This window comes from Yersinia sp. 1252 StPb PI (assembly GCF_048593885.1).
Classification (GTDB): Bacteria; Pseudomonadota; Gammaproteobacteria; order Enterobacterales; family Enterobacteriaceae; genus Yersinia; species Yersinia enterocolitica_E.
Genome location: NZ_JAZGQE010000044.1, coordinates 1 through 18,736 on the forward strand (window position 1 = coordinate 1; position 18,736 = coordinate 18,736).

Consider the following 18,736-nt stretch of genomic DNA (forward strand, 5'->3'; position numbering starts at 1 on the left):
CCAATAAATATATATTTTTCATTGTGATAACCCCATTTATTACCTTAAAGATATATCTTAAGCCTATATTTGACCTGAGTATTCTTTCTCGCTAAGTTGGAGGTCCGCTGGAAGCTTTCTAGACGGGCAAACGTCTAGTCATAATTATGCAGTAATTTAAGACTCCCTCTTAAAACAAGTCTTATACCACTTGTGAGAACCGTCACAAGAGGCCATTGGCGGAGGGCGGAAAAGCAGATTTGTCGCGAAATACGCGGCTCTCAGCCCACCCCGCCTGATGTAACCATGTCCTTCTGGAGTCGGTTTGTGAGAGTCTCGCAGAGCCTGGGGAGGTTCACTGATATGTTGTACGATAAATCCCTTGAGAGGGACAACTGTGGTTTCGGCCTAATCGCCCACATAGAAGGCGAACCTAGCCATAAGGTAGTGCGTACCGCTATACACGCACTGGCCCGCATGCAACACCGTGGCGCGATACTTGCTGATGGCAAGACCGGCGACGGTTGTGGCTTGTTGTTACAAAAACCGGATCGTTTTTTCCGGATGGTCGCTGAAGAACGCGGATGGCGTTTGGCCAAAAACTATGCCGTAGGCATGATGTTTCTCAGTCAGGACGAAGAACTCGCCAAGGCAAGCCGCCGCATTGTAGAAGAAGAATTGCAAAACGAAACGCTGTCGATTATCGGCTGGCGTGAAGTGCCGACCAACCCGGATGTTCTCGGTGAAATTGCCCTCTCCTCCCTGCCTCGGATTGAACAAATTTTTGTGAACGCCCCTGCTGGCTGGCGTCCACGTGATATGGAACGCCGCCTGTTTGTGGCGCGTCGCCGTATCGAAAAGCGTATTTCAGAAGATAAAGATTTCTACGTATGTAGTTTCTCTAATCTGGTGACGATCTATAAAGGCTTATGTATGCCTGCGGATCTGCCGCGCTTCTATCTTGATTTGGCTGATTTGCGCATGGAGTCGGCAATCTGCCTGTTCCACCAGCGCTTCTCAACCAATACCGTGCCACGCTGGCCACTGGCTCAGCCGTTCCGTTATCTGGCCCACAACGGCGAAATCAATACCATCGCCGGTAACCGCCAATGGGCGCGCGCACGTGCTTATAAATTCAAAACGCCATTAATCCCGGATTTGCAGGATGCGGCTCCTTTCGTCAATGAGACCGGCTCTGACTCCAGTTCACTGGATAACATGTTGGAACTGTTCCTCAGTGGCGGTATGGACTTGATTCGTGCCATGCGTCTGCTAGTGCCACCGGCCTGGCAGAACAACCCAGATATGGATACCGACCTGCGCGCCTTCTTTGACTTCAACTCCATGCATATGGAGCCGTGGGATGGCCCGGCCGGGATTGTGATGTCAGATGGCCGTTATGCCGCTTGTAACCTTGATCGTAATGGCTTGCGCCCTGCGCGCTACGTTATCACCAAAGATAAGCTGATCACCTGTGCTTCTGAAGTGGGCATCTGGGATTATCAGCCCGATGAAGTGATTGAAAAAGGTCGCGTCGGCCCCGGTGAACTGATGGTGATCGATACCCGCAGCGGTAAGATCCTCCATTCAGCCGAAACGGATAACGATCTGAAAAGCCGCCACCCGTATAAAGAGTGGATGGAGAAGAACGTTAAGCGTCTGGTGCCGTTCGAAGATCTGCCAGAAGATCAGGTGGGCAGCCGTCAGTTAGATGATTCGACACTGGAAACCTACCAGAAGCAATTTGGTTACAGCAGTGAAGAGCTGGACCAAGTCATCCGTGTGCTGGGTGAAATTGGTCAGGAAGCCACCGGCTCAATGGGTGATGACACCCCATTTGCGGTGCTATCCAGCGGCCCACGTATTATTTACGATTACTTCCGCCAGCAATTTGCGCAGGTCACCAACCCGCCCATCGATCCGCTGCGTGAAGCACACGTTATGTCACTGGCGACCAGTATCGGTCGTGAAATGAACGTGTTCTGCGAAGCAGAAGGTCAGGCGCACCGACTGAGCTTTAAATCGCCGATCCTGTTGTTCTCTGATTTCCAACAGTTAACCACGTTGGAAGGGGAGCATTATCGTGCTGATCGTGTGGATTTGACCTTTGATCCTGCCGAAACTGACCTGGAACAAGCGGTTCTGAGATTATGTGAAGAAGCGGAGCGCAAAGTCCGTGACGGTGCCGTAATGCTGGTACTGTCTGATCGTGCCATCGCCCCTAACCGCCTGCCGGTACCCGCACCAATGGCTGTCGGCGCTATCCAGACCCGCCTGGTTGAGAAAAATCTACGCTGCGACGCCAACATTATTGTTGAAACTGCCAGTGCCCGCGACCCGCATCACTTCGCCGTGCTGCTCGGTTTTGGTGCGACTGCGATTTACCCTTATTTAGCTTATGAATCATTGGCTAAATTGGTTGATAGCCAAGCGATTGATAAGAAGTATCGCGATGTGATGCTTAACTATCGTAATGGGATCAACAAGGGCCTATACAAAATCATGTCCAAAATGGGCATTTCAACTGTGGCCTCTTACCGCTGTGCCAAGCTGTTTGAAGCGGTTGGCCTGCATCGTGATTTGTCTAATCTCTGTTTCCAGGGCGTGGTCAGTCGTATCGGTGGAGCCAGCTTCAGTGATTTCCAACAAGATCTGCAAAATCTGTCTAAACGTGCCTGGCTGAAACGCAAGCCGTTGGATCAGGGCGGTTTATTGAAGTTTGTTCACAACGGCGAATACCATGCGTATAACCCGGATGTGGTCAGCACCTTACAAAAAGCGGTTCACAGTGGTGAATACAGCGATTATCAGGTTTATGCCAAGCTGGTTAATGAGCGCCCGATTGCCACACTGCGTGATCTGTTAGCCATTAAACCGCAAGGCACCCCGATCCCGGTGGATCAAGTGGAACCGGCTGAATCACTGTTTACTCGCTTTGATACGGCGGCAATGTCTATCGGCGCACTTAGCCCGGAGGCCCATGAATCATTGGCTATCGCCATGAACAGTCTGGGTGGCTTCTCTAACTCCGGTGAAGGTGGCGAAGATCCGGCCCGTTACGGTACGAATAAAGTTTCTCGTATCAAGCAGGTGGCCTCTGGTCGTTTCGGTGTGACACCGGCGTATCTGGTAAACGCCGATGTTATCCAGATCAAAGTAGCACAAGGTGCAAAACCAGGTGAAGGCGGCCAGTTACCCGGTGATAAAGTCACACCTTATATCGCCAAACTGCGCTATTCCGTACCGGGAGTGACATTGATCTCCCCACCACCGCACCATGATATTTACTCAATCGAAGACCTGGCACAGCTCATTTTCGACTTGAAACAGGTCAATCCGAAAGCGTTGATTTCGGTGAAACTGGTATCTGAGCCGGGCGTGGGTACCATTGCTACCGGCGTAGCGAAAGCTTATGCCGACCTGATTACCATTGCTGGGTACGACGGTGGTACCGGTGCCAGCCCGCTCTCTTCAGTGAAATATGCCGGTTGCCCGTGGGAGCTAGGATTAGTTGAAACGCAACAAGCGCTGGTTGCTAACGGCCTGCGCCATAAAATCCGTCTACAAGTGGATGGTGGCTTGAAAACCGGCGTCGATATTGTTAAAGCCGCGATTCTGGGTGCAGAAAGCTTCGGCTTCGGTACCGGGCCTATGGTGGCACTCGGTTGTAAATACTTACGTATTTGCCACCTGAATAACTGCGCCACCGGTGTAGCAACTCAGGATGAAAAACTGCGTCGTGACCATTATCACGGCTTGCCTGAACGGGTGGTTAATTACTTCCAGTTTATCGCACGGGAAACTCGTGAAATCATGGCTGAGTTGGGTGTAAGCCAACTGGTTGATTTAATTGGTCGTACTGACATGCTGCTGGAACTGGATGGCATCTCAGCCAAACAGAATAAACTGGATCTGTCGCCGATGCTGAAAACCGCTACGCCACATCCGGGTAAGGCACTGTATTGTACCGAAAGTAACCCTCCGTTCGATAAAGGCATATTGAACAAAGAGTTACTGTCGCAAGCTGAACCGCACATTGAAGCGAAACACAGTAAGACGTTCTACTTCGATATCCGTAATACTGACCGTTCCGTAGGTGCCGCGCTGTCGGGCGCGATTGCCACTAAACATGGTGATCAAGGTCTGGCAACCGACCCAATCAAAGCTTATTTCTCCGGTACTGCCGGTCAAAGCTTTGGTGTCTGGAATGCCGGTGGTGTTGAGTTAACCCTGACCGGTGATGCCAACGACTATGTCGGTAAAGGGATGGCCGGTGGCCGTATTGCAGTGCGCCCTCCTGTCGGCTCCAACTTCCGCAGCCATGAGGCCAGCATTGTCGGCAACACCTGTCTGTATGGCGCGACTGGCGGCAAATTATTCGCCGCAGGCCGTGCAGGTGAGCGTTTCGCCGTGCGTAACTCTGGGGCTATCACCGTTGTTGAAGGTATCGGTGATAACGGTTGTGAATACATGACTGGTGGTATTGTCTGCGTACTGGGTCGCACTGGGATTAACTTCGGTGCTGGTATGACCGGCGGTTTTGCTTATGTTCTTGATGAAGATGGTGAATTCCGTAAACGTGTTAACCCTGAGCTGGTGGAAGTCCTGGATGTCGATCAATTGGCAATCCATGAAGAGCATCTGCGTGGGCTGATCACTGAGCATGTTCAGTTGACCGGTTCCAGCCGTGGCGAAGAAATTCTGGCTAACTGGCCAGAGTGGGTGACCAAATTTGCTTTGGTTAAACCGAAATCCAGCGACGTGAAAGCACTGTTGGGCCACCGTAGCCGTTCCGCAGCCGAGCTGCGGGTTCAAGCGCAGTAAGGGGTTGAAATGAGTCAGAATGTTTATCAGTTTATCGACCTACAGCGCGTAGATCCGCCGAAAAAGCCGCTGAAGATCCGTAAAATTGAATTTGTTGAGATTTACGAGCCGTTTTCGGAAACCCAGGCCAAAGCTCAGGCAGACCGCTGCCTGTCTTGTGGTAACCCTTATTGCGAATGGAAGTGCCCGGTTCATAACTACATTCCTAATTGGCTGAAACTGGCCAACGAAGGGCGCATCATGGAAGCGGCGGATCTGGCCCACCAGACCAACAGCTTACCGGAAGTGTGTGGCCGTGTATGCCCACAGGACCGTCTGTGCGAAGGGTCTTGTACCCTGAACGATGAATTCGGTGCGGTGACTATCGGCAACATCGAGCGCTACATCAGCGATAAAGCCATTGAGATGGGCTGGAAGCCTGATATGTCGCATGTTCACCCGACCGGTAAACGTGTCGCGGTGATCGGTGCTGGCCCTGCCGGGCTGGCCTGTGCCGACGTATTAGCACGCAACGGCGTACAAGCCGTGGTATTTGACCGCCATCCAGAGATTGGCGGCTTGCTGACCTTCGGTATTCCAGCCTTTAAGCTGGAAAAAGAAGTGATGATTAAGCGCCGTAAAATCTTCTCCGAGATGGGTATCGAATTCCAACTCAATACTGAAATCGGTAAAGATATCACCATGGATGCGCTGCTGAAGGAGTATGACGCGGTGTTCCTCGGTGTCGGGACATACCAATCGATGCGCGGTGGTCTGGCAAATGAAGATGCCTCGGGTGTCTATGATGCGCTGCCATACCTGATTGCCAATACCAAGCAGTTGATGGGCTTTGATGCGACCGTCCACGAGCCATATATCAATATGGAAGGTAAGCGTGTCGTAGTGCTGGGCGGCGGTGATACCGCAATGGACTGTGTGCGTTCATCGATTCGCCAAGGGGCAACAGATGTGGTGTGCGCCTATCGTCGTGATGAGGTCAACATGCCAGGTTCCAAGCGGGAAGTGAAAAACGCCCGTGAGGAAGGAGTTGAGTTTAAATTCAACTTGCAACCATTAAGCATCGAAGTTAACAGCAACGGCAACGTCTGTGGTGTGAAGATGGTTCGTACCCAACTGGGCGCACCTGATGCACAAGGCCGCAGCGTGGCTGAGCAGATCCCAGGGTCTGAACATGTGCTACCAGCAGATGCAGTGATAATGGCATTTGGCTTCCGTCCACACAGCATGGAGTGGTTGGCGGCGCATGACGTGGCATTGGATAAGCAGGGCCGCGTAGTGGCCCCTGAGAGCACTGATAATGCGTTTCAGACCAGTAACCCGAAAATCTTTGCCGGTGGCGATATCGTCCGTGGCTCTGATCTGGTGGTGACAGCCATCGCCGAAGGCCGCAAAGCCGCAGATGGCATCATGAATTATCTGGAAGTCTGACAGTAAAAGTATCCTGCCATAGACTTAACACTAGAGGGCTGGTTATCCAGCCCTTTTTACTGTTTTTTTCCACGCACATCCACTTCAACTCAAGATTTTGTAACAATCTCAACCACCTTATTTGCAGCAATTTATAGCTGAAGCGCTATAGTAAAGGCCGAGCTCCGATAGGTTTATGCTTTCCGTACTTATACTTTCTGTATCTATGCTTTTTGGCCTGACCCCATGGCCAGCCTTATTGTTACGCCTTGTTTTAAATAAAGGATTATCTGTTATGAAATCTCACTTACTTTTTATTGCTGGCGGCTTGCTGGCGATCAGCAGCAGCGCATTGGCTATGTCTTTGAATTATCAAGAAGTTGGTTATAATATTGAGGCGCGTGGCGCGCGCGCTGTGGTAGCCGAGCTGGCAAAAGCGGGGCAACTGCCTGCGGTAGAAAATAATATTAAGCTGGGTGATGACAACTGGATTGCCATGGCCCCTAAACTGGCCGATGCCGGTAATGCGAATTTCACTGCTGGGGTGAAATCGGCACTCTCTTCTGCACTGATTTATAACCCGGCCGCAGTACTAAAAGCGGTGAGCGACAGTAAAACACTAACGGTATCAGATATTTGTACCGCACCGGCAGATGTCAAAGACAGTGCTGCCAAAGCCAGCTTCCAACAGCGCGCATCTCATACCTTATCGACTATCAGAAATAGCGATATGATGAGTCAACGTGATAGCTGTCTGGCTGAGTTGAAAAAGCTGTCTTAATTATTGGTTATTTGGCAGAAATAATAAGGGCGGCTAATGCCGCCCTTATTGGGTATGGTAACGCTTGGTGCAAAAGAACAGTGTTGTTCGTTACTTAACAACCCGTAATGCTGGGCGACCACCGCTACGTGGCGGTTTTGGTGGCTCATCATCCGGTGAATGACTATCGTCCTGTGATACCTGAGTATCACCAGTGACTAATGTCAGGTTCTCAGCCGGTGCCGTCTCGCTACCTTCCTCTGTGAAAGCCTCAAAATTGCCATCAGCATCAGAATCGTAAGCTTCTTCAGGCTCAAACATAGTGCCAGAGCCGTTTTCACGCGCATAGATAGCCATTACCGCAGCCATCGGCACGGTAACTTGACGAGGAACGCCACCGAAACGGGCATTGAAACTTACACCCTCGTTACCCAGCTCCAAATTACCCACGGCACGCGGTGCTACATTCAATACAATCTGCCCATCGCGGGCAAATTCCATCGGCACCGAAACACCCGGCCGGGTGACATCCACAACCAGATGCGGAGTCAGTTGATTATCAATCAACCACTCGTAAAATGCGCGCAACAGATAGGGACGGCGCGGAGACATATCCGACATCTCCATAACAATTAACCTCGGGTTTTCAGGTGCATTTCACGTTCAGCTTCAGTCAGGGAAGCCAGGAACGCATCACGCTCAAACACACGTGTCATATAACCCTTCAACTCTTTAGAGCCAGCACCGGTTAACTCGATACCTAATACAGGTAAACGCCACAGCAGCGGAGCCAGATAGCAATCAACCAGGCTGAATTCTTCGCTCATAAAGAAAGGCATTTCATTAAATACCGGCGCGATAGACAACAGAGCTTCACGTAGCTGCTTGCGGGCTGCTTCAGCTTCCTGAGCATTACCTTGTTCGATCTTATGCATCAGGGAATACCAGTCTTTCTCGATGCGATTCATCATCAAACGACTGCTACCACGTGCAACAGGGTATACCGGCATCAATGGAGGATGAGGGAAACGCTCATCCAAATACTCCATGATGATGCGGGATTCATACAATGTTAACTCGCGATCAACCAAAGTAGGAACGGTCTGGTAGGGATTGAGGTCAATCAGGTCCTGCGGCAGATTACCAGCTTCAACCTGCTCAATCTCAACACTGACACCTTTCTCCGCCAGTACGATACGTACTTGATGGCTAAAAATGTCGGTCGGGCCGGAAAACAGCGTCATTACCGAACGTTTGTTGGCAGCGACAGCCATGAAAACCTCCAAGATTATCTAGAAAACAGTGCGAATAGCCCACGGTTAGGTTGCTATCCTGAGTCGTTTTACCGCCGGTTCGTCATCTCGACAGCTGTTGCCGTAAATAAGCCTTGGTCGAGATAGTTATTCAGCCAGGGAGATACACGGACGCCAACAGTTCGCCGAACAGGCACAAAAGTGGGTGATAGTTTACCAGATTTTGCATGTTTTGTGGGGATGGTGCTGCGATTTCGTGATTAATTGTTTATCAGACAACGGTTTAGCAACGAAAATATAATATGTGATGCTATGGAAAGTGGTTTTTCAGGCATAAAAAAACCCGGTGAGACACCGGGTTTTTACCATTAATCTGATGCCGTAGAGGCAAAAAATTAACGTTTGGAGAACTGTGGACGACGACGTGCTTTACGCAGACCCACTTTCTTACGCTCAACTTCACGCGCATCACGCGTTACGAAGCCAGCTTTACGCAGTTCACCACGAAGAGACTCGTCATATTCCATCAGTGCACGGGTAATACCGTGACGGATAGCACCAGCTTGACCAGAAATACCACCACCTTTAACAGTGATGTACATGTCAAACTTGCTAACCATATCTAGCAGTACGAGCGGTTGCATAACAACCATACGGCCAGTTTCACGACCGAAGTACTCTTCGATGCTACGTTGGTTAATAACGATATTACCGCTACCCGGCTTAAGAAAAACGCGTGCAGCAGAACTTTTGCGGCGACCAGTGCCGTAGTATTGATTTTCAGCCATTGCCATAATCCCGATTAAATGTCCAGAACTTGCGGTTGCTGCGCCGCATGATTGTGCTCAGTACCCGCGTAAACTTTCAGTTTACGATACATTGCACGACCCAGCGGACCCTTCGGCAGCATGCCTTTAACCGCGATTTCAATCACACGCTCAGGACTGCGGGCAATCATCTCTTCAAAGGTCGCTTGTTTGATACCACCGATATGACCGGTGTGACGGTAATAAATCTTGTCTGTACGCTTGTTACCAGTTACGGCAACTTTTTCTGCGTTCAGAACGATGATGTAATCACCAGTATCAACGTGCGGGGTGTATTCCGCTTTGTGCTTGCCGCGTAAGCGACTAGCCAGTTCAGTAGCGAGGCGACCTAAGGTCTTACCGCTCGCGTCAACAACATACCAGTCGCGTTTTACAGTTTCTGGTTTAGCTGTGAAAGTTTTCATTATAAAAGCTTACCCAATTAATAAGTTACACGTTGGTGAACACCCAAACGTTCAAAAACAGTTGAGGCTCACACGACCATCAGTCCAGCAAACCTACCCCTTCGAATAGCCAATGCCGGCACTATCAAAGTTTTTGGGAAAAAAACTTTGTTGTAACGTGGGGTCGCAAGATTATAGAGAAGTCGACGTTAAAGATCGAACTGTTTTTGACGAGAAAGGTATAAATTAAACATGTTAAGTTAGGGCGAAGGAAAATCGCCCACCACAGAATAGCATTTTAGCGGGTCAAAAGTGAATAACGGTCGTGCAGATTATCCCTATGGCAGATGCGGTAAAGAGAGATACTCTTCACTTTGCATCTCTTGTAACCGCGATAAACAGCGTTGATATTCGAATTTAAGGCGCTCACCGCAATAAATATCGAACATTGATACTTCTGCCGCAATAATCAATTTTACCCGCCGTTCATAAAACTCATCCACGAGTGCCAGAAAACGCCTGGCCGTATTCTCATCTCGCGTCTCCATGCGGTGGACGTTGTGCAGTAATACCGTGTGATAGAGCTTGGACAGTGCAATGTAATCCAACTGGCTGCGGGCTTCTTCACACAGTGTATGGAAATCTACCGCCAGAACACCCTGTGCTGAGCAAATAGCAGGCAATGGCCGATGGTTAACTTCCAGTATCGGCGCTTGGTCCCCCTCTTTACCGGCCAGTTTGACAAAAATATCGTCCATCGCTTGTTCAGTTTGTGGATTCAAGGGCGTCAGATAAAGATTTGCCTGAGTCAGGGTCCGCAGGCGGTAATCAATCCCCGCATCGACATTCATCACATCACAATACTGTTTAATCAATTCAATGGCTGGCAAGAAGCGGGCACGCTGTAAACCATTATGATACAAATTATCCGGTGGAATATTGGAGGTGGTAACCAACGTGATACCTCTGGCAAAGAGTGCCTCCAGCAATGTCGCCAGTAACATGGCATCAGTAATATCCGAGACAAAAAACTCATCAAAGCACAGCACATCAGTCTGTGCTTTGAAACCGTCGGCAATAATCTCCAGCGGATTTTCATGACCTTGCAGCTCAGTCAGTTCTTGATGTACCCGTAGCATAAAACGGTGGAAATGCAGTCGCAGCTTGCGCTCACCCGGCAAGCTGTGGAAAAACAGATCCATCAGCCAGGTTTTACCCCGCCCAACACCGCCCCACATATATAGCCCCTGGGCGGGTCGTATGGGGGGCCGGGGTACTGCTCGCCCAATCAAACGGTTCAGCCGCCCGCGCAGACTCGCGCGGGTCGGCGCTATACTCTGGCGTTGATTTAGTTCCTGATAAAGCCTATCCAGCCGTGCTACAGCACGCCGTTGTACCTCATCAGGTTGGTAGTCGCCGGCATCAAGTGCCTGCTGGTAAAGTGCTGTAGGTGTACTTGGTTGCATGTTTATCAACAATCCCTGATAAAATAGTTATCTACTTTTTGCGCGACTTTGTTGCTGATTTATCGGGCAATCGCCGCATTTACCGACACTGCCACTGCGAAGAAAGCCTGATAACCATAAGCAAAGTTGCATCAGGATTCCACTCCGACAAGGTTAACGGTTATAGTGGGTATTATTAAGTGAAAAAGTCCTGCTGAACAATGAAGTCAAAAAAGGAGTCATCATGACCTGGGAGTATGCGCTTATTGGGTTGGTTGTTGGTATCGTGATTGGCGCGGTGGCTATGCGCTTTGGCAACCGCAAATTGCGTCAGCAGCAAGTGCTGCAAAATGAGCTGGAGAAAAGCAAAACTGATTTGGAAGAGTACCGTCAGGAACTGGTTGGGCATTTTGCCCGCAGTGCTGAGTTGTTGGATAATATGGCTCGCGACTATCGCCAGCTCTACCAACATATGGCGAAAAGCTCCAATAACTTATTACCGGACTTGCCACTGCAAGATAACCCGTTCCGCTATCGTCTGACTGAATCTGAAGCAGATAATGATCAGGCACCGGTAAAAATGCCACCTCGGGATTACTCTGAAGGCGCATCGGGGTTATTACGCCCGGAGCATCAGACCCGCGATTAAGCACGCGTTTAGCTATCATACTGACTACGGTGGGGTGCATCTCACATTACCGTGGTCAGTACATTTACACTTCTATACTTACCTCTCCTTGAATTGCTTCATAGCGAGCCTTATATCAAGCCATATCTTAGGATGCTTATATTTAGGACAGCAGTAGCCTTTTGAAATAAGTGAATTTTTTAGCTAATCCAGAGTCTTAATTTACAACGGGCCTGTAACAGCCATTCATCCTATTCATTCACCGTTAGGTATTGAGAGAGTTTAAATCAATGAAGAAAAAGTCATTATTTCTTAGTGCGCTGGCAATGAGTGTCGCCCTGGGTCTCGCGTCTGTTCCAATGGTGAACGCAGCAGCACTGCCGGCAGCCGTGGCCGGGCAGGCAGTTCCTAGTCTGGCACCGATGTTGGAAAAAGTTTTGCCCGCGGTAGTCAGTGTTCATGTGTCAGGAACACAGGCACAACAGCAACGTTTGCCGGAAGAATTCAAATTCTTCTTTGGCCCGAATGCACCCGCCGGTAAAGAAAGCAGCCGTCCATTCGAGGGGTTAGGGTCGGGTGTTATCATTAATGCCGAAAAAGGCTATGTGCTGACAAACAACCACGTTATCAATAATGCGGATAAAATTCGCGTTCAGCTCAATGATGGTCGTGAATATGATGCGAAGCTGCTAGGACGTGATGAACAAACCGATATCGCGTTATTGCAGTTAACCGATGCCAAAAATCTGACCGCGATTAAAATGGCTGATTCCGATAACCTGCGAGTGGGTGATTTTGCCGTTGCTGTCGGTAATCCATTTGGTCTGGGGCAAACAGCAACATCGGGGATTATTTCCGCCTTGGGTCGTAGTGGCTTGAATTTGGAAGGGTTGGAAAACTTTATCCAGACCGACGCCTCCATCAACCGTGGTAACTCTGGCGGCGCGCTAGTTAACCTCAATGGTGAATTGATTGGGATTAACACCGCAATTCTGGCCCCAGGTGGCGGCAACATCGGTATCGGCTTTGCTATTCCAAGTAACATGGCGCAAAACCTCAGCCAACAATTGATTGAGTTTGGCGAAGTGAAGCGCGGGTTGTTGGGCATTCGTGGCAGCGAAATGACCGCTGACATGGCCAAAGCCTTTAATATTGATGCTCAGCGTGGCGCTTTTGTCAGTGAAGTGCTACCAAAATCAGCCGCATCTAAAGCAGGCATCAAAGCCGGTGATGTGTTGGTTTCTGTTGATGGGAAACCCATCAGTAGCTTTGCTGAGTTGCGGGCCAAAGTGGGCACCACCGGGCCAGGTAAAGCCATTAAAGTTGGCATGCTGCGCGATGGGAAACCGCTTGAAGTCACCGTAACCCTGGAAAACAGCAGCCCAACGTCAACTAGCGCAGAAACCTTATCGCCATCATTGCAGGGTGCATCCCTGAGCAATGGGGAAATAAAAGGGGGCAGTAAGGGCATCAAAGTTGAGAGCGTGACCAAAGGCTCACCTGCAGCGCAATCTGGTTTGCAGAAAGATGATGTGATTATTGCTGTAAACCGTGTCCGGGTTCAGGATATTACTCAGTTGCGCAAAGCCCTTGATGCGAAACCGGCGGTAATTGCACTGAATATTGTGCGCGGTGAAGAGAATATTTACCTGTTAATACGCTAATTTGCAGAAAAATCGGACACAGCACAATGCTGTGTCCGCCAAACTCATGCTATCCTCCTGTCATCCATCCATTTACGCCTTAAACCTCATGTTTCTTAAGCTATTGCGTTCTATTATTTTGGGGCTAATTATTGCCGGTGTCTTGCTGGTCGCAATACCTATGCTCCGTAGTCCGGGCCATATCTTTTCCGGCAAGAGCAATAGCATAGATGAAGAGGTTCCAGCCAGTTATAACCAGGCGGTACGCAGAGCTGCCCCTGCGGTGGTTAATGTCTATAACCGTAGCCTAAGCTCGACACAAGATGGACTGGCTATTCGTACATTGGGTTCTGGCGTAATCATGAGTGATAAGGGATATATCCTTACCAACAAGCACGTTATCAATAATGCTGAACAGATAATTGTGGCACTACAAAATGGCCGAGTATCCGAGGCATTACTCGTGGGTTCCGATGGCTTAACTGATTTAGCGGTACTAAAAATTGATGCGGTGAACCTACCAGTAATTCCAATCAATATTAATCGTGCCCCCCATATCGGTGATGTCGTGCTGGCAATTGGCAACCCTTATAACCTTGGCCAAACCGTCACCCAAGGGATTATCAGCGCCACTGGGCGTATTGGTTTAAGTGATTCCGGGCGACAAAACTTCCTTCAGACCGATGCTTCAATCAATCAGGGGAATTCTGGCGGGGCGCTGGTGAATACCTTGGGCGAACTGATGGGAATTAACACTCTGTCCTTTGATAAGAGCAGTAACGGCGAAACACCGGAAGGGATTGGTTTTGCGATTCCAACAGCACTTGCGACCAAAGTGATGGAGAAGCTTATCCGTGATGGTCGAGTGATACGTGGCTATATCGGAGTTACCGGCGAGGAATATCCGCCCTTCAATGCCAGCGGCAATAGTACGGATCGGGTGCATGGGATTAAGGTCAATGACATATCAGCTCATGGCCCCGCAGTAGATGCAGGTCTGCAAATTGGCGATATCATCCTTAGTGTTAATAATAAACCTGCGACATCCGTTATCGAAACAATGGATCAGGTAGCAGAAATCCGCCCCGGTACCACCATCCCTATCTTATTGTTACGTAACGGCCAACAGATGACGGCACAAATCACTATCAGCGAGTTAGATCAAAATGCCGTGCTAGGTCATCAGACAACACCACAACCGTAATAGTCATCTTGAAATTCGGGTAAAAAAGCGGCCAACTGCACTTATATCGTGATGGACGAAGAGTTTAGCCATAAAAAATGCCAGCGCGATATCATCGGCTGGCATCTGTTTTTTTTGCGTTTTAGCGGGTTTATTCGCCTTTTATACGCTCAATCTTGGCACCCAAGGCACGCAATTTATCTTCGATACGCTCGTAGCCACGGTCGATATGATAAATACGATCAACGATAGTTACCCCGTCAGCAATACAGCCCGCTAATACCAAACTGGCTGAAGCACGCAAATCAGTGGCCATCACCTGGGCACCTGATAGTTGCTCAACACCATAACAAATCACGGTATTGCTCTCGATTTCTGCATGTGCGCCCATCCGAATAAGCTCAGGCACATGCATGAAGCGGTTCTCAAAAATGGTCTCAGTGATAACACCGGTTCCTTCCGCCACCAAATTCAATAAGCTGAATTGAGCCTGCATATCGGTTGGGAAACCAGGGTGCGGCGCAGTGCGTAGCGTAACCGCTTTCGGACGCTGCCCATGCATATCAAGGCTTATCCAGTCGTCGCCAATCTCAATATCAGCACCCGCTTCACGCAGTTTAGCCAATACCGCATCCAGCGTATCAGGCCGAGTTTGACGGCACACAACCTTACCACCAGAGATGGCCGCTGCAACCAGGAAAGTACCGGTTTCAATGCGATCAGGCAGCACACGATAAACACCACCCCCCAAGCGAGCAACGCCCTCGATGGTAATTCTGTCAGTACCTGCACCACTGATTTTCGCACCCAGCGTATTGAGGAAATTAGCCGTATCGACAATTTCCGGCTCACGGGCCGCATTCTCAATCACAGTGGTGCCTTCAGCTAATGTGGCAGCACTCATAATGGTAACAGTTGCGCCAACGCTGACTTTATCCATGACGATATGCGCGCCTTTCAGGCGGCCATCGACGGATGCTTTAACATAGCCCTCTTCCAGCTTGATTTCAGCACCCAGTTGTTCCAAACCGGAAATATGCAAATCAACCGGACGCGCACCGATAGCGCAGCCGCCGGGTAAAGAGACCTGGCCTTTGCCAAAACGGGCAACCAGTGGCCCCAATGCCCAAATAGAAGCACGCATGGTTTTGACTAAATCATAAGGAGCGCAAAACTCATCCACGCCGCTGGCATCAACAAAAACTGAACCAGAGTCATTACGCTCAATTTTTGTGCCTAATTGGCTGAGCAGCTTAATGGTGGTATCAATGTCTTTTAGCTTTGGGACATTTTGCAACTCTACTGGTTCTTCAGCCAGCAACGCAGCAAACATTATTGGCAATGCGGCGTTTTTCGCTCCTGAAATAGTGACTTCACCGCTTAGGCGAGTCCGCCCCTGCACACGAAATTTATCCATTGTGACCACTCTCTGTTGTCAATTCGAATTTACTGCCCGCCTTAGAACTGTCGACGCTTCGTTAAACAGCTCCCGGGCCAACAGCATTAAAAGCCGTTTAGTTTGCGATCCCGTTGCCACTCTTGCGGCGTATAGGCCTTAATTGATAAGGCATGAATACGGTTATCAGCGATATATTCCATCAAAGGCGCATACACAGCCTGCTGTTTTTTCACCCGGCTCATATCGGCAAATAACTCACCGACAGCAATCACCTGAAAGTGGCTGCCATCACCGGTAACATGCGCTTCTTGTAATGCTAATGCTTGCATCAGCACGTCTTTAATTTCGTTAGTATCCATAAGATTCATTCTATTTTAAGAGGATCGTTATTTTTAAGTGAAGCATAGCCAGCCAAACATATTAGTGGAATACGGCGAGCTCCGAAACTAAAGAAAAGCCCCTGTTTCGTTGTTACGCACAGGGGCCTTTGAATATCTTTGGCTTTTATACCCTTCTTACCTGGGTATAGCTTTTGGTATAGACGACACAGAAAGCCGCGAACTTAACTAACGAGCCATTTCTACCGGAATGATGTGCTGGAGGTTGTACAGCTCAATCAGAGTAGACAACCGATCACTGACACCAGTAATCGTTAATGAGACACTTTGTTTGCCTGCCGGTTCATGAAGAGAATGCAGTTCGCGAAAGTGCACCAGCAATGCCAGACCGGATGAGTCGACACGCTGTAATTGGCTGACATCAATATGAGTCTTACCCGCCAATAACGCCTCACGCTGCTGCCAAAGTGGTAGCAGTGTTTCACGATCTAATTCACCTCGCAGCACCAGCGTTTCTTGCTGTGACTGCCAGCTCAATTTATCTACCATAATTATTGCTTATCTAACGTAATTGGCTGTTTCGCGGCGATCAACAACTGCTTAGTCAGGCCATCAACCCCTTGCTGACGCAGGATAGAAGCCCACTCATTTTGCTTAGTGCTAATCATGCTAACCCCTTCGGCTATCATGTCATACGCCTGCCAGTTACCGGTTTGGCTATTTTTACGCCATTGGAAATCTAAACGCACAGGTGGTCGGCCATTTGGATCAAGAATAGTCACGCGAATAGCAACAATATTGGCATCACCCAGTGGTTGGTCTGGTGCAACATCGTAAGTTTGGCCGTGGTACAGCGCCAATGCCTGACCGTAAGCCTGTTCCAGATATTGACTGAACGCATTGAAGTACGCTTCGCGCTGCGCAGGGGTCGCCGCTTTATAATAGCTACCCAAGACTAACGCACCGGCGTATTTGATCTGGACAAATGGCAACAGTTCTTCACGTACGATAGTGCGCAAATAGTCTGGGTTCTGTTTGATCTTAGGTTGTTCGGTTTTTAAGCGCGTGAATGTTCTTTGCGCGGCTTCATCCATCATTCGGTATGGATTAGTTTGATCGACAGCATTCGCCAGTGGTGCTACCACCAGCAACGCAACCATAAGTAAACGTTTAAACATTCAGAGACCCTCTTAAGGATGTTGAGTTGCAGGTAAGCTGCCGTTATCTGTCGGTGTGGGCGCCGCTGCCGTTGGGGCTGCTGGCTCACTTGCTGGCGCATCAGAATTACCATCCCCGCCACTCTTGTACAAGAACTGGCCGATAAGATCTTCCAACACCAGTGCAGATTTGGTGTCTTGAATTATACCGCCATCTTTCAAAATAGTGGTGCCCATATCCGGGTCTTCAAAACCGACATTTAGTGCCAGGAACTGTTCACCCAATAAGCCAGAAGTGCGTACCGCCAAAGAGCTGGTATCCGGGATATGGTTATAACGTTGCTGAATATCTATCGCCACACGTGGGCTGTAGTTTTTGGTATCCAGCGTGATGTCAGCCACCCGCCCCACCACAACACCGCCAATTTTGACCGGCGAATTGGTTTTCAGGCCACCCACATTGTCAAACGTTGCATAAATTCGATAAGTCGGCTGGTTGCCTACTGATTTGATATCCGCAACCTTCAGGCAGAGAAATACGACCGCCAGAATAGCAATCAGTATAAACAAACCTACCCAGACTTCACTTTTCTTCGTTTGCATCGACTCAATTCCCAAACATCAGTGCTGTCAGCACAAAATCCAATCCCAATACCGCCAGCGATGAATGCACTACGGTACGGGTCGTTGCCCGGCTAATCCCTTCAGATGTTGGGATCGCATCATAACCATTGAACAGCGCAATCCAGGTCACAGTAATAGCAAATACCAGACTCTTAATTAGGCAATTCAGTAAATCGGTACGCCACTCCACAGCATTTTGCATCGCCGACCAGAAGAAACCGCCATCGATCCCTTTCCAGTCAACCCCCACCACAGAGCCACCCCAGATACCGACGGCAACAAAAATAGCGGTTAATAATGGCATACTGATAAGACCTGCCCAGAACCGGGGAGCCACCACTCGGCGCAGCGGGTCGATTGCCATCATTTCCAAACTGGAAATCTGTTCAGTGGCTTTCATCAAGCCAATCTCCGCGGTTAGAGCAGAACCAGCGCGACCGGCGAACAACAGTGCGGTTACCACCGGCCCCAACTCACGTAGCAGTGATAAAGACACCATCATCCCAAGACTGGCTTCAGCACTGTATGTGGTGAGGATCAAAAAGCCCTGTAACCCCAGAACCATACCGATAAACAGACCGGAAACCACGATAATCAGTAGCGATTGCACACCGACGCTATAGAGCTGTTTAACCAATAATGGCCATTGTTTTCGCGGTTCAGGCCGCCCGACAAGGGCATTGAATAACATTAAACCCGCGCGACCAAAGGATGCGCTGACATTAATGCCCCGGCGCCCTAAAGACGCTAACGCCTGTACTAACATGAATACTCCATCAGCCTATCTCCTTCGTATTTGAAGCTACAGGGGGTTAGCTACGATAACTCCCGAACCACTTAACCGAGTAAGTTCATCGGGCTTCGCTCGCTTACTGCCTACCTGCAA

General features: G+C 49.4%; 17 protein-coding genes. 6 read left to right on the forward strand and 11 right to left on the reverse strand.

Translation table 11 applies throughout. The annotated features are described in order from the left end of the window. Positions 1-342: 342 nt before the first annotated feature. The 3 genes from gltB to V2A85_RS09000 all read left to right on the forward strand — a co-directional run bounded on the left by gltB (position 343) and on the right by V2A85_RS09000 (position 6,991). Positions 343-4,803 carry a glutamate synthase large subunit gene (gene gltB, locus V2A85_RS08990; RefSeq protein WP_083162296.1) on the forward strand — a complete coding sequence of 1,487 codons (4,461 nt, stop codon included), beginning with the start codon at positions 343-345 and terminating at the stop codon, positions 4,801-4,803. Positions 4,804-4,812: 9 nt separating this feature from the next. Next, a complete protein-coding gene (locus V2A85_RS08995; RefSeq protein WP_420071281.1) occupies positions 4,813-6,231 on the forward strand; it encodes a glutamate synthase small subunit in 1,419 nt (472 codons plus the stop codon). Positions 6,232-6,505: 274 nt separating this feature from the next. Continuing rightward, entirely contained in the window at positions 6,506-6,991 is a 486-nt protein-coding gene (locus V2A85_RS09000; RefSeq protein WP_420071282.1) for a hypothetical protein, read from the forward strand. A 90-nt stretch (positions 6,992-7,081) separates the two neighbouring features. Here V2A85_RS09000 and sspB read toward each other — a convergent pair whose 3' ends face one another. The 5 genes from sspB to zapE all read right to left on the reverse strand — a co-directional run bounded on the left by sspB (position 7,082) and on the right by zapE (position 10,899). Further along, entirely contained in the window at positions 7,082-7,597 is a 516-nt protein-coding gene (sspB, locus tag V2A85_RS09005) for a ClpXP protease specificity-enhancing factor (protein WP_083162290.1), read from the reverse strand. Positions 7,598-7,602: 5 nt separating this feature from the next. Beyond that, the gene (gene sspA, locus V2A85_RS09010) at positions 7,603-8,244 is read right to left on the reverse strand and encodes a stringent starvation protein SspA (protein ID WP_083162288.1); all 642 of its coding nucleotides are present in this window, start codon (positions 8,242-8,244) and stop codon (positions 7,603-7,605) included. Positions 8,245-8,618: 374 nt separating this feature from the next. Further along, positions 8,619-9,011 (reverse strand): 30S ribosomal protein S9, encoded by a 393-nt coding sequence (gene rpsI / locus V2A85_RS09015; RefSeq protein WP_019080041.1) that lies wholly within the window; start codon positions 9,009-9,011, stop codon positions 8,619-8,621. A gap of 14 nt (positions 9,012-9,025) precedes the next feature. Beyond that, complete coding sequence (gene rplM / locus V2A85_RS09020; RefSeq protein ID WP_005188409.1) at positions 9,026-9,454, reverse strand: 50S ribosomal protein L13; 429 nt, start codon at positions 9,452-9,454, stop codon at positions 9,026-9,028. 317 nt (positions 9,455-9,771) lie between these two features. After that, a complete protein-coding gene (zapE, locus tag V2A85_RS09025; protein ID WP_420071283.1) occupies positions 9,772-10,899 on the reverse strand; it encodes a cell division protein ZapE in 1,128 nt (375 codons plus the stop codon). A 223-nt stretch (positions 10,900-11,122) separates the two neighbouring features. Between zapE and zapG the strand changes: the two genes are divergently transcribed. From zapG to degS, 3 genes are all read left to right on the forward strand, one after another. Continuing rightward, on the forward strand, positions 11,123-11,527 hold the full coding sequence (zapG, locus tag V2A85_RS09030; RefSeq protein WP_004714934.1) for a Z-ring associated protein ZapG: 405 nt from the start codon (positions 11,123-11,125) through the stop codon (positions 11,525-11,527). A 269-nt stretch (positions 11,528-11,796) separates the two neighbouring features. Continuing rightward, a complete protein-coding gene (gene degQ / locus V2A85_RS09035; RefSeq protein ID WP_372560440.1) occupies positions 11,797-13,170 on the forward strand; it encodes a serine endoprotease DegQ in 1,374 nt (457 codons plus the stop codon). Positions 13,171-13,258: 88 nt separating this feature from the next. After that, complete coding sequence (degS, locus tag V2A85_RS09040) at positions 13,259-14,353, forward strand: outer membrane-stress sensor serine endopeptidase DegS (RefSeq protein ID WP_372560439.1); 1,095 nt, start codon at positions 13,259-13,261, stop codon at positions 14,351-14,353. Positions 14,354-14,483: 130 nt separating this feature from the next. On the opposite strand, the gene murA is transcribed toward degS, so the two are convergent. From murA to mlaE, 6 genes are all read right to left on the reverse strand, one after another. Further along, positions 14,484-15,749 carry a UDP-N-acetylglucosamine 1-carboxyvinyltransferase gene (gene murA / locus V2A85_RS09045; protein WP_372560438.1) on the reverse strand — a complete coding sequence of 422 codons (1,266 nt, stop codon included), beginning with the start codon at positions 15,747-15,749 and terminating at the stop codon, positions 14,484-14,486. 86 nt (positions 15,750-15,835) lie between these two features. After that, on the reverse strand, positions 15,836-16,090 hold the full coding sequence (gene ibaG, locus V2A85_RS09050) for a BolA family iron metabolism protein IbaG (RefSeq protein WP_004710915.1): 255 nt from the start codon (positions 16,088-16,090) through the stop codon (positions 15,836-15,838). Between the two features lie 207 nt (positions 16,091-16,297). Then, positions 16,298-16,618 (reverse strand): lipid asymmetry maintenance protein MlaB, encoded by a 321-nt coding sequence (mlaB, locus tag V2A85_RS09055; RefSeq protein ID WP_083162280.1) that lies wholly within the window; start codon positions 16,616-16,618, stop codon positions 16,298-16,300. Between the two features lie 2 nt (positions 16,619-16,620). Next, a complete protein-coding gene (gene mlaC / locus V2A85_RS09060) occupies positions 16,621-17,247 on the reverse strand; it encodes a phospholipid-binding protein MlaC (protein ID WP_372560437.1) in 627 nt (208 codons plus the stop codon). A gap of 12 nt (positions 17,248-17,259) precedes the next feature. Next, positions 17,260-17,829, reverse strand: coding sequence for an outer membrane lipid asymmetry maintenance protein MlaD (mlaD, locus tag V2A85_RS09065; protein ID WP_372560436.1), 570 nt, complete (start codon positions 17,827-17,829; stop codon positions 17,260-17,262). Between the two features lie 4 nt (positions 17,830-17,833). Next, positions 17,834-18,616 carry a lipid asymmetry maintenance ABC transporter permease subunit MlaE gene (gene mlaE, locus V2A85_RS09070; RefSeq protein ID WP_083162274.1) on the reverse strand — a complete coding sequence of 261 codons (783 nt, stop codon included), beginning with the start codon at positions 18,614-18,616 and terminating at the stop codon, positions 17,834-17,836. Positions 18,617-18,736 lie beyond the last annotated feature (120 nt).

Excerpts from the sequence above, each read along its gene's own strand:
- mlaB (WP_083162280.1), bottom strand. The coding sequence starts at position 16,618 with ATGGTAGATAAATTGAGCTGGCAGTCACAGCAAGAAACGCTGGTGCTG.
- zapE (WP_420071283.1), bottom strand. The coding sequence starts at position 10,899 with ATGCAACCAAGTACACCTACAGCACTTTACCAGCAGGCACTTGATGCC.
- rplM (WP_005188409.1), bottom strand. The coding sequence starts at position 9,454 with ATGAAAACTTTCACAGCTAAACCAGAAACTGTAAAACGCGACTGGTAT.
- mlaE (WP_083162274.1), bottom strand. The coding sequence starts at position 18,616 with ATGTTAGTACAGGCGTTAGCGTCTTTAGGGCGCCGGGGCATTAATGTC.
- degQ (WP_372560440.1), top strand. The coding sequence starts at position 11,797 with ATGAAGAAAAAGTCATTATTTCTTAGTGCGCTGGCAATGAGTGTCGCC.
- V2A85_RS09000 (WP_420071282.1), top strand. The coding sequence starts at position 6,506 with ATGAAATCTCACTTACTTTTTATTGCTGGCGGCTTGCTGGCGATCAGC.
- rpsI (WP_019080041.1), bottom strand. The coding sequence starts at position 9,011 with ATGGCTGAAAATCAATACTACGGCACTGGTCGCCGCAAAAGTTCTGCT.
- mlaD (WP_372560436.1), bottom strand. The coding sequence starts at position 17,829 with ATGCAAACGAAGAAAAGTGAAGTCTGGGTAGGTTTGTTTATACTGATT.
- V2A85_RS08995 (WP_420071281.1), top strand. The coding sequence starts at position 4,813 with ATGAGTCAGAATGTTTATCAGTTTATCGACCTACAGCGCGTAGATCCG.
- mlaC (WP_372560437.1), bottom strand. The coding sequence starts at position 17,247 with ATGTTTAAACGTTTACTTATGGTTGCGTTGCTGGTGGTAGCACCACTG.
- degS (WP_372560439.1), top strand. The coding sequence starts at position 13,259 with ATGTTTCTTAAGCTATTGCGTTCTATTATTTTGGGGCTAATTATTGCC.
- sspA (WP_083162288.1), bottom strand. The coding sequence starts at position 8,244 with ATGGCTGTCGCTGCCAACAAACGTTCGGTAATGACGCTGTTTTCCGGC.
- sspB (WP_083162290.1), bottom strand. The coding sequence starts at position 7,597 with ATGGAGATGTCGGATATGTCTCCGCGCCGTCCCTATCTGTTGCGCGCA.
- zapG (WP_004714934.1), top strand. The coding sequence starts at position 11,123 with ATGACCTGGGAGTATGCGCTTATTGGGTTGGTTGTTGGTATCGTGATT.
- murA (WP_372560438.1), bottom strand. The coding sequence starts at position 15,749 with ATGGATAAATTTCGTGTGCAGGGGCGGACTCGCCTAAGCGGTGAAGTC.
- gltB (WP_083162296.1), top strand. The coding sequence starts at position 343 with ATGTTGTACGATAAATCCCTTGAGAGGGACAACTGTGGTTTCGGCCTA.
- ibaG (WP_004710915.1), bottom strand. The coding sequence starts at position 16,090 with ATGGATACTAACGAAATTAAAGACGTGCTGATGCAAGCATTAGCATTA.